The sequence below is a fragment of the Nitratidesulfovibrio vulgaris str. Hildenborough genome (assembly GCF_000195755.1).
Classification (GTDB): domain Bacteria; phylum Desulfobacterota; class Desulfovibrionia; order Desulfovibrionales; family Desulfovibrionaceae; genus Nitratidesulfovibrio; species Nitratidesulfovibrio vulgaris.
Window position 1 is genome coordinate 340470 of record NC_002937.3, and the last position, 14352, is coordinate 354821.

Annotated in this window: 15 protein-coding genes; 7 read left to right on the top strand and 8 right to left on the bottom strand. The window is 62.6% G+C overall.

Annotated elements, in window-relative coordinates; all coding sequences use genetic code 11:
- The first annotated feature begins 13 nt into the window (after nt 1-13).
- The 4 genes from DVU_RS01465 (at nt 14) to DVU_RS01480 (ending at nt 4763) form a co-directional block, all read left to right on the top strand.
- On the top strand, nt 14-1363 hold the full coding sequence (locus tag DVU_RS01465) for a protoporphyrinogen/coproporphyrinogen oxidase (RefSeq protein WP_010937602.1): 1350 nt from the start codon (nt 14-16) through the stop codon (nt 1361-1363).
- 98 nt (nt 1364-1461) lie between these two features.
- Nucleotides 1462-2532, top strand: coding sequence for a M24 family metallopeptidase (locus DVU_RS01470; protein ID WP_010937603.1), 1071 nt, complete (start codon nt 1462-1464; stop codon nt 2530-2532).
- Nucleotides 2533-3043: 511 nt separating this feature from the next.
- Nucleotides 3044-3367: a DUF4911 domain-containing protein gene (locus DVU_RS01475; RefSeq protein ID WP_014524215.1), complete on the top strand. Its 324-nt coding sequence runs from the start codon at nt 3044-3046 to the stop codon at nt 3365-3367.
- Between the two features lie 610 nt (nt 3368-3977).
- Nucleotides 3978-4763 carry a DVU0298 family protein gene (locus DVU_RS01480; RefSeq protein ID WP_010937605.1) on the top strand — a complete coding sequence of 262 codons (786 nt, stop codon included), beginning with the start codon at nt 3978-3980 and terminating at the stop codon, nt 4761-4763.
- A gap of 72 nt (nt 4764-4835) precedes the next feature.
- On the opposite strand, the gene DVU_RS01485 is transcribed toward DVU_RS01480, so the two are convergent.
- The 7 genes from DVU_RS01485 to DVU_RS01515 all read right to left on the bottom strand — a co-directional run bounded on the left by DVU_RS01485 (nt 4836) and on the right by DVU_RS01515 (nt 10140).
- The gene (locus DVU_RS01485) at nt 4836-4994 is read right to left on the bottom strand and encodes a YegP family protein (RefSeq protein ID WP_010940654.1); all 159 of its coding nucleotides are present in this window, start codon (nt 4992-4994) and stop codon (nt 4836-4838) included.
- 178 nt (nt 4995-5172) lie between these two features.
- Complete coding sequence (locus tag DVU_RS01490; protein WP_010937606.1) at nt 5173-7218, bottom strand: ribonucleoside triphosphate reductase; 2046 nt, start codon at nt 7216-7218, stop codon at nt 5173-5175.
- Nucleotides 7100-7837 (bottom strand): anaerobic ribonucleoside-triphosphate reductase activating protein, encoded by a 738-nt coding sequence (locus tag DVU_RS01495; protein WP_010937607.1) that lies wholly within the window; start codon nt 7835-7837, stop codon nt 7100-7102. Before DVU_RS01495 ends, DVU_RS01490 begins: the two co-directional genes overlap by 119 nt.
- Before the next feature lie 534 nt (nt 7838-8371).
- Nucleotides 8372-8839 (bottom strand): chemotaxis protein CheX, encoded by a 468-nt coding sequence (locus DVU_RS01500; RefSeq protein WP_010937609.1) that lies wholly within the window; start codon nt 8837-8839, stop codon nt 8372-8374.
- Between the two features lie 347 nt (nt 8840-9186).
- A complete protein-coding gene (locus tag DVU_RS01505; RefSeq protein ID WP_010937610.1) occupies nt 9187-9504 on the bottom strand; it encodes a hypothetical protein in 318 nt (105 codons plus the stop codon).
- A 30-nt stretch (nt 9505-9534) separates the two neighbouring features.
- Nucleotides 9535-9816: a DUF2325 domain-containing protein gene (locus DVU_RS01510; protein ID WP_010937611.1), complete on the bottom strand. Its 282-nt coding sequence runs from the start codon at nt 9814-9816 to the stop codon at nt 9535-9537.
- A 129-nt stretch (nt 9817-9945) separates the two neighbouring features.
- Complete coding sequence (locus DVU_RS01515) at nt 9946-10140, bottom strand: ferredoxin (protein WP_010937612.1); 195 nt, start codon at nt 10138-10140, stop codon at nt 9946-9948.
- Nucleotides 10141-10233: 93 nt separating this feature from the next.
- On the opposite strand from DVU_RS01515, the gene DVU_RS01520 reads away from it, so the two are divergent.
- Together DVU_RS01520 and DVU_RS01525 are read left to right on the top strand one after the other, a co-directional pair.
- Nucleotides 10234-10851 (top strand): tetratricopeptide repeat protein, encoded by a 618-nt coding sequence (locus DVU_RS01520; RefSeq protein WP_010937613.1) that lies wholly within the window; start codon nt 10234-10236, stop codon nt 10849-10851.
- 120 nt (nt 10852-10971) lie between these two features.
- Nucleotides 10972-12468: a flagellar hook protein FlgE gene (locus tag DVU_RS01525; RefSeq protein ID WP_010937614.1), complete on the top strand. Its 1497-nt coding sequence runs from the start codon at nt 10972-10974 to the stop codon at nt 12466-12468.
- A gap of 391 nt (nt 12469-12859) precedes the next feature.
- Here DVU_RS01525 and DVU_RS01530 read toward each other — a convergent pair whose 3' ends face one another.
- Nucleotides 12860-13294, bottom strand: a complete 435-nt coding sequence (locus DVU_RS01530) for a PACE efflux transporter (protein ID WP_010937615.1) — start codon at nt 13292-13294, stop codon at nt 12860-12862.
- Nucleotides 13295-13386: 92 nt separating this feature from the next.
- On the opposite strand from DVU_RS01530, the gene DVU_RS01535 reads away from it, so the two are divergent.
- Nucleotides 13387-14307 carry a LysR family transcriptional regulator gene (locus DVU_RS01535; RefSeq protein ID WP_010937616.1) on the top strand — a complete coding sequence of 307 codons (921 nt, stop codon included), beginning with the start codon at nt 13387-13389 and terminating at the stop codon, nt 14305-14307.
- Nucleotides 14308-14352 lie beyond the last annotated feature (45 nt).

A 14352-nucleotide genomic window follows, 5' to 3' on the forward strand; every position in this document is an offset into this window, starting at 1 on the left:
CCGGAGGAGAACCATGCATGTCAAATATCTGATCGTCGGCGCAGGCCCCACGGGGCTTGGCGCGGCACGTCGCCTTGCGGAGCTTGGCGAGAACGACTTTCTCGTGCTCGAACGCAATGCCTACGCGGGGGGGCTCGCGGCCAGTTTTCGCGACAGCGCGGGCTTCACGTGGGACATCGGCGGACACGTCGTCTTCTCGCATTACGAGTATTTCGACCGCCTCATCGAAGAGGCGCTGGACGGCGCGTTCCTCGAACACATGCGCATCGCGCGGGTGCGCATCGCCGACAGGTGGGTGCCCTATCCCTTCCAGAACAACATCCGCCATCTGCCGCAGGACATGCAGTGGGAGTGCGTGGAGGGGCTCATGCCCGGCAAGAGGCCGGAGGCGCAGCCCGTCAACTTCCGCGAATGGATAGACTGCGTGTTCGGGGCGGGCATCGCCCGGCATTTCATGGTGCCCTACAATTTCAAGGTGTGGGCCACCCCCGCTGAACTCATGGGCTACCGCTGGATAGGCGAAAGGGTGAGCGTCATCGACCTCGAGATGGTGGTGCGCAACATCATCCTTTCGCTCGATCAGGTGAGCTGGGGGCCGAACAACGTGTTCCGCTTCCCCCTGCATGGCGGCACGGGTGAGATTTTCCGCCGCATGGCCGACAGGCTTGGCGACCGGGTGCGGCGCAGTACTGCCGTGGTGGGCGTGGATGCAGAATCCCGTACTGTGCGGTGCGCCAACGGCGAGGTCTTCACCTACGACCATATGCTCTCCACCGGGCCGCTCGACCTTCTGGTGCTGGAACAGGTCAACGCCGCCTCGGAGACGCTGCGCGACGCCGCGCGGCAACTCGCGCGCAATTCGGTGTACGTGGCGGGTGTGGGTGTGGACGGCATGCAGGAGGACGACACCTGCTGGATGTATTTCCCCGAGGATACGTCGCCGTTCTACCGCCTGACGAACTTCCATAACTATTCTCCCAACAATGCCGCGTTGCCGGGGCGTTCGCGTGCGCTCATGGCGGAGACGTCATGGTCGGCGCACAAGCCCGAGAAGCTCGACACCCTCATGGACAAGACCATAGAAGGGCTTGTAAACACGACCATGCTTCGCAACGAAGAGCGCGACCGCATCCTCTCCACGTGGTCCATCGCCGTGGACTACGGCTACCCCGTGCCCACCCTCGGGCGCGATGCCGCGCTGGCTACGCTCCAGCCATGGCTGGAGGCGCGTTCCATCTACTCGCGCGGCAGGTTCGGCGGGTGGAAGTACGAGGTCGCCAACATGGACCATTCGGTCATGCAGGGTGTGGAGTGGGCCGAGCGGATGCTGCTCGGCAAGGAAGAGACGACGTATAGGGTGTGAGCCCGGGCGGAGTGTCCGTGCCGGGTTTGCGCCTTCCGTGAACATGTGAAAGGTGCGCCGCACTGCCTTGCGGCGCGCCGTACAGAGGAACGGCAGACATGGACAACATCCGCTTCGAGGCCCGGCGCGAAAAGCTGCGGGCCGCCATGCGCGAACGCGGGCTGGCGGCCCTGTTCGTCAGCCACGACGCCAACCGCTATTACCTTTCCGGTTTCGAACTGCACGACCCGCAGACCAACGAGAGCGCGGGCTATGTGCTCGTCACCGCCGACGGGCGCGACTGGATATGCACCGACTCGCGGTATCTCGATGCCGCACGGCGCATCTGGGACAACGAGCGCATCTTCATCTACGGTGCCGATGCCCCCGCGCAGATGAACACCCTCATCCGCGACCATGTACGCGGGACGGTGGGCTTCGAAGCCCGTTCGGTGAGCCTCGAATTCTTCGAGAAACTCTCTCCCGGCCTTGCCATGGAGCGCGTCGACGGCCTCGTGGAAGCGCAGCGCATCATCAAGGAACCTGAAGAGATCGAGGTAATGGAGCGTTCATGCGCCCTCAACCATCGACTCATGGAGTGGGTGCCCTCCATCCTGCGGCCCGGTCGCACCGAGGCTGAAGTGGCGTGGGACATCGAATCGTTCTTCCGTTCCAACGGCGCGTCCGAACTTTCGTTCGCCAGCATCGTGGCGGTGGGCCCCAACGGTGCGCTGCCGCACCATCGCGGCGGGCGCGACGTCATCACCGACAACTGCTCGGTGCTGGTGGACGTGGGCGCGCGTCTCGACGAATATTGTTCCGACCAGACCCGTACCTTCTGGGTGGGCGACAAGCCCGCCGACCATTTCGTGCGCGCACTGGAACAGACGCAGACGGCGCAGGCCAAGGCCATCGCCGCCATGCACCCCGGCATGCGTGCCTGCGACGCCTACAAGGTGGCGCGTGACCACTTCGAGAGCGTCGGCGTGGCGGCACACTTCACCCACGCACTGGGGCACGGCATCGGGCTCGAGACGCACGAACCGCCAAGCCTCAACCCCCGCAACGAGATGGTGCTCAAACCCGGCATGGTGGTGACTGTTGAACCAGGGCTGTACTATCCCGAGTGGGGCGGCATCCGCTGGGAATACATGGTGCTGGTGACCGAAGACGGCGTCCGCGCCCTGTAGCGCAACTCTTGCGCGGCGAGGCGACGGCGCAAGCGCGCCTCTCTTCACCGCCGTTCATGATGTCGATGTGTGATGAGGGCCGGGAGCTATCCCGGCCCTTTTTGTGTGCGGCGATGCACGGGACAGGCAGCGTGACTGTCCACGAGGCTGGACACAAGGGAGGGCGACTGTTGCGGCAGGCCGCCGTCATGGCTCTCTCCGGCAAGGACAGCAGCCGGATAAAGCCTGCCGCGGGATGATGTCTCGTCCTCCGGCAAGTCGCTGCGGGGCACATCGCCACTGCACCCATTCGGCATCATCGGATGAGCCGTCTGCCTGTGCAGGACGTGCCTGTAAAGGCAGCCTTTGCCTGCCAGTCCTGAGGTCGGCGCTGGCTTCATCCTTGCCGTACTCGCCGCATTCACCCCGACATCTGCGAGAGTCCCTTCCGTATCCGTCTTGAAGCCCGCTGCGAGGTCCACCCCTCGTGGCGTAGCTGTCTCCTTCGTTGACATGTGTCACGGTAGCGGGCATGGCACAGCGCATGAGCCAATCCGTCCGCAAGTCCCGCCCTCGTCGGCCTCGCCGTCCCGGCCCGCCGCTGCCGCCGCCGCGACTCTCGGCCTGCCTGTATGTACGCATCGCTCCTTGTGATGTGGCCATGTTCCGTTTTCTGCTTGAGGCCCATGACAATCTTGCGCTGTTCACCGTGCTGGACAGGCACGAGGCACTGCTCAAGGTCGTACACTCGCCCCATCAGGAACGTGCCGTACGTCGGGCACTGACTGACATGTGCGAGACGGTGCCCTTCACCGTCATCGACTTCCCCCGCCCCGTGGCGGCCCCCGCTTCGTAGTCGCACGTGTAGCACTGTGCGTCGGCAACGGGGCTGCTGCGGGCGGCGTGTTTTCCGTGCTGCGGAGAATATCTGTGTGTGCCGTCCGTAGAAGCGACAGGTGTCGTATGTCCCTCGCCTGCGAGAGGGACACGGGCTGCCGTGACGTCGTCCACGAGTGACGATTGTCAGGTGCTGACTCTCCCGCCTTGGGCTGGCCTTTTTGTGTCACGCTGTCGCAACGCTGCGGTGGCTTCCATTCCGGGACGATGACCAGCCTTCGTCTCGCCTGCCGTACACAACCCTTTTCGATACTGTCGCCGGTGTATGCGCGTTCGTCCGTTCAAGGGTGTTTGCGCTATGGCGCGATGCGCCGGAAAGCCAGCGGCGTCTCTTTCCGCGGCACTTTCCGTCCTTGCCAAAGCACGGCGTATGCTTACCTGCGTTGGTAGGCAAACAGACCGACTATCCGCTATGGCTGCGATGACGGTGTTTCGCATCGCAGGATGTGGCGCAGCACGCGCAAAGTCAGTGCTGCATGAGGCTGAACGACTTCACAACCACCCGCACCGCCAAACTACGTCGTCACACCCGCTCCTTCCTCGAAAGGGGGAGGGCAAGGAGAACACATATGGCACGTTTCCGCTCACTCAAGTCCGACCTGCGCACCCGTCTGGAATCTTCGGACTGGAGGCGTGAACTTGACGCCATCGCCGCGCTGTCAGGTAAGGAGACCGTGGGCCCGCTGATGTCGTTCCTGCTTCTGGGGGGTGCCATGAAATGGCGTGCCGCTGTCGCCCTCGGGCTGTGCGTGGCAGGGCTTGCCGAAGCCCATCGCGAGGATGCACGCGTGGTCGTGCGTCGTCTCATGTGGCACATGAACGAGGAGTCGGGGAACATCGGCTGGGGCATCCCCGAAGCCATGGCGGAGATTCTCGCCAGTCATCGCGGGCTGGCGGAGGAGTACCACCGCATTCTCATCTCCTATGTGCGCGACACCGATAAGGACAACAACTTCTGCGATCATGCCCCGTTGCGCAGGTCGTGCTACTGGGCCGTGGGGCGGCTGGCGCAGGCGTGGCCCGACCTCGCCCGTGGCGCAGGGGAACCCTTGCTGGCGGGACTGCATGATGAGGATGCGCCGTGCCGTGGTGCTGCGGCATGGGCCTTGGGTCAATTGATGCAAGCGGTGCAGGCCGTCGGGGCGACCTCCGGGCAGCCAGCAGGGAAGGCACATGCGGAGGCTGCCGCCACGCTTGATGGCGATTTTGTGCGACGCCTCTCGGATGGTTTGCGTGAGCTTTTCGATAACGATGCGGAAGTGGAGATTTTCGAGAATGGGGAAGCGGGCACCCCAACGGTGGGGGCGATTGCACGGCGTGTAGCACACCTGTTGCCGTCGGGTATATCAATTTAAACATGCAGATGAGCATCATATCAGACCGGCAAGCGAAAGACCTCCCGGGTTTCACTCCGGGAGGTCTTGAAACTACCCTTGGTAGCCGTGCCGACGCGCATTAGCGATGCATTCGGACTTGTTTGCATAGCCCTGTGAAGAGGCACCCGTGATGCGCCCGTTGGACGCTATCCTGCGCCACCGCCATTTGCCTTCGGAATCAGTGTAGAATTCCCATGAGTCGACAGACATGATGTCCTCCCGGATCTATTTTAAAAATGCATATCAATTAATCTATATCATGGCAAGACCATATGCTCGTTGATGATGCGTCGGGTGGATGTTGACTCATGGCAGTACAAAAGGAAGGGACGGGTGAAACCCGTCCCTTCGCTTTTACCTTGTCTGAACCGTATCGACGTCGACGCGACTAGATGCCGTTGTAGCACACCCGGTCGTCGTACTCGACCTGCTTGCCCTTGTTCCATTGCGAAACGGGGCGGTAGTACCCCACGATGCGGGTATACACCTCGGCATCCTGCCCGCAGGAGGGGCACTGGTGGTGTTCGCCCTGCAGGTAGCCGTGGTCCTTGCAGATGGAGAAGGTGGGGGTGATGGAGAGATACGGTATCTTGGTGCGCGTGAACGCCTTGACGATGAAGTTGCGAATGGCGGCAGGGTCTGCCACGGCTTCACCGAGATAGGTGTGGAACACCGTGCCACCGGTATAGAGCGGTTGCAGCCTGTTCTGATGTTCCAGCGCGTTGAACACGTCTTCGGTGAGGCCCACGGGCAGCGCCGTGGAGTTGGTGTAGTAGGGCGTGCCGTTGCCCGAGGCGCGAATCTCGCTGTAGAGGGTCTTGTCTATCTTGGCGAGACGGTAGCTGGTGCCTTCGGCAGGTGTGGCTTCGAGGTTGTAGAGGTTGCCCGTCTCTTCCTGGAAGCGCGTGGTGACCTCGCGCAGGTGGTTCAAGGTGCGCTGCATGAGTCGCACGCCCGCCTCGCTGTCGATGCCCTTGCCAAGAAGGTTCATGCACGCCTCGTGTCCACCCACGAGACCGATGGTGGAGAAGTGCCCTCTGAAGCCGTTCTTGAGGTAGCGGCGCGACCACGGGAACATGCCCCGGTCGAGGTTCTCGGTGATGAGCTTGCGCTTGAATTCGAGGGAATCCTTGGCGATTTCGGCGTATTCGGCGACGAGGTCGAGGAAGTCCTCCTCGCCCTGTGCGAGGTAGGCGAGTTTGGGCAGATTGAGCGTCACCACGCCGATGGAACCGGTGAGGTCGCCCGCCCCGAAGAGTCCGCCGACCTTGTTGCGCAATTCGCGCAGGTCCATCTGCAGGCGGCAGCACATGGAACGCACGTCTTCGGGGTTGAGGTCGGAATTGATGAAGTTCTGGAAGTACGGAACGCCGTAGCGCGCGGTGAGCTTGAGCAGCAGGTCGCCAATCTCCGACTCCCACGGGAAGTCGGTGGTGACGTTGTACGTCGGGATGGGGAACGAGAAGATGCGTCCGTTATGGTCGCCATCGAGCATGACCTCGATGAAGGCGCGGTTGAGCATCTCCATCTCGGGCGCATAGTCGCCGTAGGTGGCGTCCTGATAGGCGCCACCGATGATGACAGGCTCGTTGGCGATGTGCTTGGGCGGAACGAGGTCGAAGGAAAGATTGGTGAACGGACTCTGCCCGCCCCATCGCGAGGTCGTGTTCAGGTTGAACACGAACTTCTGCATCGCCTGACGCACCTGCTTGTAGGTGAGCCCGTCGTTGCGGACGAAGGGGGCGAGATAGGTGTCGACGTTGTTGAACGCCTGTGCCCCGGCCCACTCGTTCTGAAGCGTGCCGAGGAAGTTGATCATCTGGCCCAGCGCGGTGTCGAGGTGCTTCGCAGGGCCCGCGCTCGAGCGGTTCTCGAGGTTGAACCCCTCCAGCAACAGGTCGCGCAGGCTCCACCCGGCGCAGTATCCCGCAAGGCCGAACGACAGGTCGTGGATGTGGAAGTAGCCGTGTTCGTGCGCCTGCCTGACCTCTTCGGGGTACTTGTCGAGGGCGTACTTGGCTTGCAGCGTCCCGGAAAGGTGCAGCATCAGGCCCTGGAACGAGTGCGTCATGTTGGCGTTCTCGTTCACACGCCAGTCGGCCTTCGAAAGGTAGGTCTCGATGGTCTCGGTGATGTCGAGGAAGGCGGCCTTGTGCTCGCGCAGTTCGCGGCGTTTCTCGCGATAGACGATATAGCGACGGGCCACGGCGTACAGGCGCGATTCCATCAGCACCTGTTCGACGTTGTCCTGCACCTGTTCCTGTTCGGGTATCTCCACGTCGTGGAGTTTGGCCTCGACCTTGCGCGCAAGGCGCTTAGAGAGCAGTGGGTCCTTGATGCCGTTGGCCTTCAGCGCCTTGAGAATGGCTTCCGCTATGCGGTCGGTCGACCACGTTTCCAGACGCCCGTCGCGTTTGCGAATCTGCTTCGGCATGTTGAGCCCTCCGGGGGGGTACGAAGTCCTGAATCTTGAGCGTGAAGCCCTTCGGCAGGTAGGTTCTCGCCTCGGCCACGTCCGCATCGGCGAGGATGGGGACACGTGTCATGCGGAACATGAAGGCCTCGGGGAATTCACGCGCCAGAGTGAAGACGCGCTCGAGCGATGTCTGTGCCTCTTCGGGGCTGGTGGTCCCGCCAGACAGACGCGGATACAGCCGCCACGGGCCCTTCACGTCGATGGAGAAGGCGTCGGCGAGACCTTCGCGCAGAAGGCTTTCGAGCACATCAGGGCATAGCCCGTTGGAGTCTATCTTCAGCGGCAGGCCATAGGCCTTGAGGTCGGCCGCCAAAGCTGCGAGGCCGGATACGCGCGTCGCCTCCCCCCCGGTGATGACGATACCGTCAAGCCAGGTACGGCGCGCATTGAGGTAGGCTTCAATGTCCTTGCGGGCAAGCACGGGCAGCTTCTCCGCTTCCCATGCCAGTTGCCAGTTGTGGCAGGTGGGGCAGCGCATGTTGCAGCCGCCAAGAAAGATGACGCAGGAACTTCTGCCCGGCCAGTCGCACAGGCTGAGACGTTCGAAACCGTGAATGTGATGCCACGCGGAAGACATGATGGATGACGAAGACCTGTGGGTGCAGTGTGCAGGCCCGCCACAGGGGCGCGGACCATTGATTTATGAATATTCTGGGGGTCGCAAGAAAGTCTAGGAAATTTGTAACCGCCCGTTACGATGTACACCGGAACCTACTCCAGCGTAGGGGCTTTGTATAGTGGCCTAGAGAAAAAAAGCGGGTATCCCTTTTCTGGATAATTTTTTATAACAGTATGTTGAAAATACAATCAGGCGGTTGCATCGCAACATTTCTGCCGGAGGTGGGCTCCTCCACATGTGCAAGAGAGCATGATTCGGGCGCAACAGAAGCACTGGCGCGGGTTTCTGGGGGGATGGCTGCGTATGGTATCGTTTGTGTCAGTGATTCTGGAGTGTTGAGGTGTGAAGTGGCGTTTTTGTCCACCGCTTGATCGATTTATCTATTTTTTCGGGGTGTCCGTCTGGGGTGTTCACGGTGTTTCCCCTCCGGACGCAAAAGCAGGCGGTACGTTGCGTACCGCCTGCTGGTGTCTGCCAAAGGGGAGGTGAAGCCTACTCGAAGCAGAATTCCACCGTGAACTCACCATGGTTGGTCAGGAAGGGGATGGCCATGATGGGACTCTTGGTCACGTGGCTGATGGTGTGCCCGTCGCCCATGATGACCGAAGGTGTGGACCCCTGAAAGACCATGCCCATTTCGGCGAGACCGGCGCGTGCCTGCCCGGAAATCATGTTGGTAACTTCGCCGACGGCGTCCTTGGTGTCCTGGAGGATATCCTGAATATCGTCTCCCAGCATCCCCTTCACAAGCGCGATGGCGCATGACTTGGTGAAGGTGACGGAGATGCTGCCGTTCTTGTGCCCGGTGATGCCGATGACGGCCGAGACGTCGCCCTTCGCCACGTTGTTCTTCTTGACGTAGGGCTTGCCGGGTTGCGGCTGTATGCCTGCCATGGTGGACAGGACGTTGACGGTCGCCGCAATGAAGGGCTTGGCGACTTCTATGCCGTTGACGCTCATGGATTCCTCCTCGGGGACACGTGCCACATGGCACAGTGCCGTGTCTTCCGAAGATACGACAAGAGCGCGTATCCGTCCAGTCCGGCGAGGTTGCCTCCCCCTCTTCACAGGCCTCTGCCGCGGGCACGGAGAGGGGAGGGCGGCAAGTGTCCAGCCCCGTGTTCAGGCCATATCGGGAGTCGTGCGTTGCCGCATCCCGTTCTCATCTCTGCCCCCTGTCGATGGTGACGGGGGAGGGAGGCCGGTTGACTCGGGTCGCGAGTCCTTGTCCCGTCCTCGACCGCTGCCGGGAGGACGTCCTGCGCAGCAGGCAGCCTTTGCCGTTCCGGTGGACTGCGGTGGCGATGCTACTGCGGGCCGGGTGCTGCGCTCACGGCTATGATGTTGTCACGTATGGATGCGTGCAGGCGGGTCTCTCCGCCCCATCTGGCTTCTGCCTCGGCAAGGGCGGTCTCGAAGGCCAGCCTCGCGTCTTCGGTACGTCCTGAAAGGGCCAGAATCAGCCCGAGGTTGTTGCGCAGTTTGGGAATGAAGCCTTCAAGACCCATTCCCTGTGCCTGACGCAGGGCCTGATGCAGCAGGAACGAAGCATTTGCGAGGTCGCCCATGGCACAGGCTCTCATGCCCTGCCTGTTGAGGGCACCTATCTGGCTGGCGGCGCACATGGCGTCTCCTTCGGGATTCTGGTTGCAGGATTAGGCGTTGAAGCCGTCGAGCGCCTGACGCAGGGTGGACACGCCGCACGAGTGGAGCATCTGCACAGGGATGTCGTTGGCCTTGGCGTACGACATCACCTCGCGGCGCGCCGCGTGCGAGACCTTGTTCGTGAACACGATGACGAGTTTCGAGTTGCCGACCTTGTCTGCGATGCGGTTCTCCTTTCCGGTGAACACCTTGAGGTCCACACCACTGTTCCGTGCAGTGTTGATGTAGTCACGCTTCAGACGGTCCATGCCACCTATGAGGGTCGCGCACATGACGGGCTCCTTGGTTTGTATGGAACCCTTTTATTGAAAACGAAAATCAATGTCAACACGGAGTGACAAAAAAGGCCGGACAAGTCCCGGCCTCTTGGTGTTCTTTCTCGTAAACCGCTACCGTGAAAGCTATTCTTCCTGCCATGAAATACATTCCACAGGGCAGGTGCTGATGGCATCCTCGACACACTCGGCTTTGGAGTAGGGGGCGATGACCTCGGCGTATTCGCCTTCGCTGGACATCCTGAACGCCTCGGGGCAAAGTTCGACGCATGATTCGCAGGCCATGCACTCCTGTTGGTCTATGTACAGACGCTTTCCCATACGCTACCTCCATAACGGTATACTTGGTTGCTGCAACATAACACGCCGCGCGGGTCTGTGCCAGCGCGGAAACGATAGAGGCGGATGTCAGGGATGACTGTTGACGCGAAAAAGGTGCGCGAACATTTCGCACGGGCAAGGGCCTACTATCAGCGACGCGATGCCGTGAGGGCCTTGGCTGCGGCCTGTCTCGGGGTGCAGGGCATGGCTTCGGCCCCGCTGTCCGGGGTCGGTCTCGTCGAGGCGCAGGGTGCGTTGCGCGAGGTGTTGCAGCTCTTTTCGAGGGATGCGGCCATGCGGGCTGCCGCCGCAGACCTTGCCCCGCAGGGGTTCGCCTACCAGCGTGGCGGAGAGAAGGCGCTGTTGGCAGTGCTTCGCATCGTCCACGATGAACTTGATGCCGCGGGGTCTCGCGAAAGCTACGAAGATGCGCTGGCACGCAAGCAGCGCATCGACGCTGCGTTGTTGCAAGGGATGCGCCTGCTTCAGCAGAACAAGGTGTCGGAGGCGGATGCCAGCTTTGCCGTGGCGGTGCAGAACTACCGCGACGAGCACAGGCTCTTTCTGTGCGTGGGGCGGCTTCTCGTGGATGCGGGGGAAGTGCGGCGCGCCATCCCCTACCTCAAGCGGGGCATGGAGGTCGACCCTGCCGACGAGACCATGGCGGGGCTTCTGGCCGAGGCCATGCGCAGACGCGACGGGGCCGCCTGACGCGCGTTCCTTCTCTTCCCCCCATCGAGTGACCGGGCGTCGCACCGGCGGCATCCTCTGTTCTGGCACGGCTCGTGCTTTGCGTCAGGTGGCGGAATATTCTGCCGAGGAGCCACGACCATGATGCACGGACTCTACACGGGCGCCACGGGCATGAGGACGCAGGCCGAAGGTATGAACGTGGTGGGTAACAACCTCGCCAACGTGAACACCATCGGCTTCAAGCAGTCCATGATGCTGTATCAGGACCTGATGAGCCAGACGGAACCCACGGGCAGTGCCTATGTCTCCGGCATATCGCAGGTGGGACTCGGTGCCCGGGTGGGCGACGTGCGCGTGCTGCGTTCGCAGGGGGCCTTGCTTGCCGGGTCGGACACCACGGACTTCGCCATATCGGGCAAAGGCTTCTTTCAGGTGACCAGCGGGCAGGACACCCACTACACCCGCGCAGGCAACTTCCGCTTCAACAAGGACGGGCAACTGGTCGACCCCAACGGGTTCAACCTGATGGGCCACGCCATCACCGGTGAAACCGAAGGCCCGCTGGCAGCCGTGACGCTGGTGAAGGATGCGGACGGGCGTCTTTCCATGCCCGCCAAGGCGACAGGGGGCATGACCTCTGTCTTCAACCTCGGTTTCGACAAGGATGCCAGCAGCAGCACCGCCAATCCGTTCTTCGGGATGCTCGAGGCATGGGACGGCACCGCTACGCCGCCGCTTGGCGACAATGCGGCAGGCTACACCCAGACCATGCGCGTCTATGACGCTGCGGGCGACACCCACGAACTCACCATCCGTTTCGACAATGCCACCACCGCGGGCGGCAAGCGATACGTGGAGTTTCTCGTCACCATGCCTCCCGGCGAGGACGGCGGTGCGGCGGCGGGTAGCGCGGGTGCGGGGCTGCTCATGTCCGGGACGTTGCAATTCGGGTCGTCAGGGCAGTTGCAGGACATCATGGCCTTCACGCCATCAGGCGGCGACCCCAAGGACCTCGCCAACTGGGTGCCCGCCACGCTGGACGCCTCTGGCAGGCCGCAGTTCAACGCCACCTTCGCGCAAGGCGGGGCGCAGACAGTGGGCCTCGACCTTGGCATCACCACCACCGCATGGAACAATGCACCCGCTTCGGCGGCGGGGGTGGGCCTCGACCCGACGCTTCTTGGCGGGGCCACCACGCCCAAACTGGCTGCCACGTCGACCACCGCCTACAAGGGAAGTTCGTCGTCGACCTACATGAAGCAGGACGGCTATGCGGAAGGCGTACTCATGAACCTTGAGGTGGCAACGGATGGCATCGTCAGCGGCAAGTACAGCAACGGTCAGTCGCAGTCGCTGTTCCGCGTGCCCATCTTCCGCTTCACCAGCGAGGACGGGTTGCGAAGCGAGGGCATGAACCACTACTCCGCCACCACGGAGTCTGGTGCGGCACAGGAAGGCAAGGCCGACACAGAGAATTACGGCAAGCTCATGGGCAAGTCGCTTGAGCAGTCCAACGTGGACATGGCCCGCGAGATGGTGAACATGATCGTCACCCAGCGCGGATTCCAGACCAACAGCAAGGTGGTCACCACGGCGGACACCATGATTCAGAAGGCGCTGGAACTCAAGCGCTGATGCGTGTCGTGCCACTGCGGGGACGTCCCACGGTTGGCAGGCATCATGAGGGGCTGCCCGCTGGACGGGCGGCCCTTTGTCTTTGTTGCCGGGGCACGGGCAAGGCGGGGGTTCGGGGCGTCTTGCAGCGTGTGAGCAGCTTTATCCACGTTGGCGGGACAGTGTGTGCGGTGCATTCCGGGCGTCATTTGCCGGGGCGTCATTATCGGGCGGAGTGGTCGCGAAGGCTCGCGATTCGGCTGCCCTGTCTTCTGCCTGCCTGCATCTTCCCCGCTGTTCTCTGTTGCCAGCCCAGAAGGGGCCGCACCTTATTGGCGCGACCCCTTCGGTATGGAATGGCCCGGAGGGGCCTTGTGCGGCCCGCAGGGCTATTGCGGGCGCGGGCGTTGCGTCACATGGCCTCGGCCTGTGGCTGGGGCACGGGGAAGACGGTGTCGTAGGCGAGGTTGAAGAGGAAGGCGTACACGGGCACCAGCACGAGATAGCCCGCGTCAAGCAGCACCGCTTCGACGAATCCGAAGTCGAGCATGTACATGATGAGCGGCACTGAGACGAAGGCGAAGCCTATCTCGAAGGTGATGGCGTGGGCGGCGCGCAGCCAGAAAGGACGTGGCGCAAGCGGTCTGCCCAATCGCAGCAGCATCCTGTCGAAGGCGACGTTGTAGAGATAGTTCCATAACATGGCGAGGGTGCTCATGATGACGCTGAGCATCCCGAAGGAATGGGCGGGTACGCCGAGAACGCCCGGAAGGACGAGTACGGTGGTGGTGATGAGCAGGATTTCGAACAGCAGGGTGTGACGAATCCTGTCGGCACGGGTACGCATGAAAGGCTCCTTGCAACTGATGTCGCCGTGTTCTATCTGGAAGACGGATTGATGCAAGTTAAAGTCTATCTGAAAAACAGATGGAGGCGAGGGTGCAGTACAGCTGGGAACAGGTAGAGGCCTTTGTCAGGGCAGCCCGTCTGGGCTCTTTCTCCGCCGCGGCGCGCGAGTTGGGCAAGGCCCAGTCGGCAGTGAGCACGGCCATCGCCAACCTCGAGGCGGACCTTGGCGTGAATCTCTTCGACCGTGCCGGACATCTGCCGGTACTGACCCCCGAAGGTGAGGCGCTGCTTGGTGATGCGGAGCGGTTGCTGGCGCGTGGAGAACGCTTCGGCAGCAGGGCGGCGACGCTCGCCACGGGGGTCGAACCGCGCCTTGTGCTGGCGGTGGACGAGCTTGCGTGGGGGCCTGCCCTCGTGGACAGGCTCACCGGGTTCGCGGAACGCTGGCCGGATGTGGAGATGGAGTTCCTGTTCGGCATCGTGGGGGATATCGCCCTCATGGTGGCCGAGGGGCGGGCGCACATGGGTATCATGGTCCCCTTGGCCGACCCGCGGGGGCGCAGGGTCTATGCCGAGGAGGCTTGGCGTGACGCCGAAAGCAGGCTGGCGGGGCTGGACTACTTTCCGGCAGGGGCCGTGCCAGCACTGCCCGTGGTGGCGGCGGGGCATCCGCTGGCGGGACGCCGTGCGGTGTCACCGGATGAACTGGAGGCGCTGCGCCAACTGGACATCACCAGCCGGGGCGGAGAGCGTCCCGATGCCCTGTCGGGGCAGGTGTGGCGCGTGGACAGCTACTGGGCGCTTCGCGACCTCGTACGTGCCGGACTGGGCTGGGCCTACCTGCCGGAAAGTCTTGCCGCATCCGACCTCGATGCGGGCAGGCTGGTGCGCCTCGACCTTGCCCCCGCGGGCGAGGTCTGGCGGTGGCCGTTGTACCTCGTCCGTGATGCTAGGCGCGCACCGGGCCCAGCGGCGCGGTGGCTTCTGGAGGCACTGGCGAAGGCCGTCTAGGTGCAGGGGGACGGGGTGGCCCGAGTGCTGGTGGCGGCGCTGGTG

Excerpts from the sequence above, each read along its gene's own strand:
- DVU_RS01465 (WP_010937602.1), top strand. The coding sequence starts at position 14 with ATGCATGTCAAATATCTGATCGTCGGCGCAGGCCCCACGGGGCTTGGC.
- DVU_RS01470 (WP_010937603.1), top strand. The coding sequence starts at position 1,462 with ATGGACAACATCCGCTTCGAGGCCCGGCGCGAAAAGCTGCGGGCCGCC.
- DVU_RS01475 (WP_014524215.1), top strand. The coding sequence starts at position 3,044 with ATGGCACAGCGCATGAGCCAATCCGTCCGCAAGTCCCGCCCTCGTCGG.
- DVU_RS01480 (WP_010937605.1), top strand. The coding sequence starts at position 3,978 with ATGGCACGTTTCCGCTCACTCAAGTCCGACCTGCGCACCCGTCTGGAA.
- DVU_RS01485 (WP_010940654.1), bottom strand. The coding sequence starts at position 4,994 with ATGTCTGTCGACTCATGGGAATTCTACACTGATTCCGAAGGCAAATGG.
- DVU_RS01490 (WP_010937606.1), bottom strand. The coding sequence starts at position 7,218 with ATGCCGAAGCAGATTCGCAAACGCGACGGGCGTCTGGAAACGTGGTCG.
- DVU_RS01495 (WP_010937607.1), bottom strand. The coding sequence starts at position 7,837 with ATGTCTTCCGCGTGGCATCACATTCACGGTTTCGAACGTCTCAGCCTG.
- DVU_RS01500 (WP_010937609.1), bottom strand. The coding sequence starts at position 8,839 with ATGAGCGTCAACGGCATAGAAGTCGCCAAGCCCTTCATTGCGGCGACC.
- DVU_RS01505 (WP_010937610.1), bottom strand. The coding sequence starts at position 9,504 with ATGTGCGCCGCCAGCCAGATAGGTGCCCTCAACAGGCAGGGCATGAGA.
- DVU_RS01510 (WP_010937611.1), bottom strand. The coding sequence starts at position 9,816 with ATGTGCGCGACCCTCATAGGTGGCATGGACCGTCTGAAGCGTGACTAC.
- DVU_RS01515 (WP_010937612.1), bottom strand. The coding sequence starts at position 10,140 with ATGGGAAAGCGTCTGTACATAGACCAACAGGAGTGCATGGCCTGCGAA.
- DVU_RS01520 (WP_010937613.1), top strand. The coding sequence starts at position 10,234 with ATGACTGTTGACGCGAAAAAGGTGCGCGAACATTTCGCACGGGCAAGG.
- DVU_RS01525 (WP_010937614.1), top strand. The coding sequence starts at position 10,972 with ATGATGCACGGACTCTACACGGGCGCCACGGGCATGAGGACGCAGGCC.
- DVU_RS01530 (WP_010937615.1), bottom strand. The coding sequence starts at position 13,294 with ATGCGTACCCGTGCCGACAGGATTCGTCACACCCTGCTGTTCGAAATC.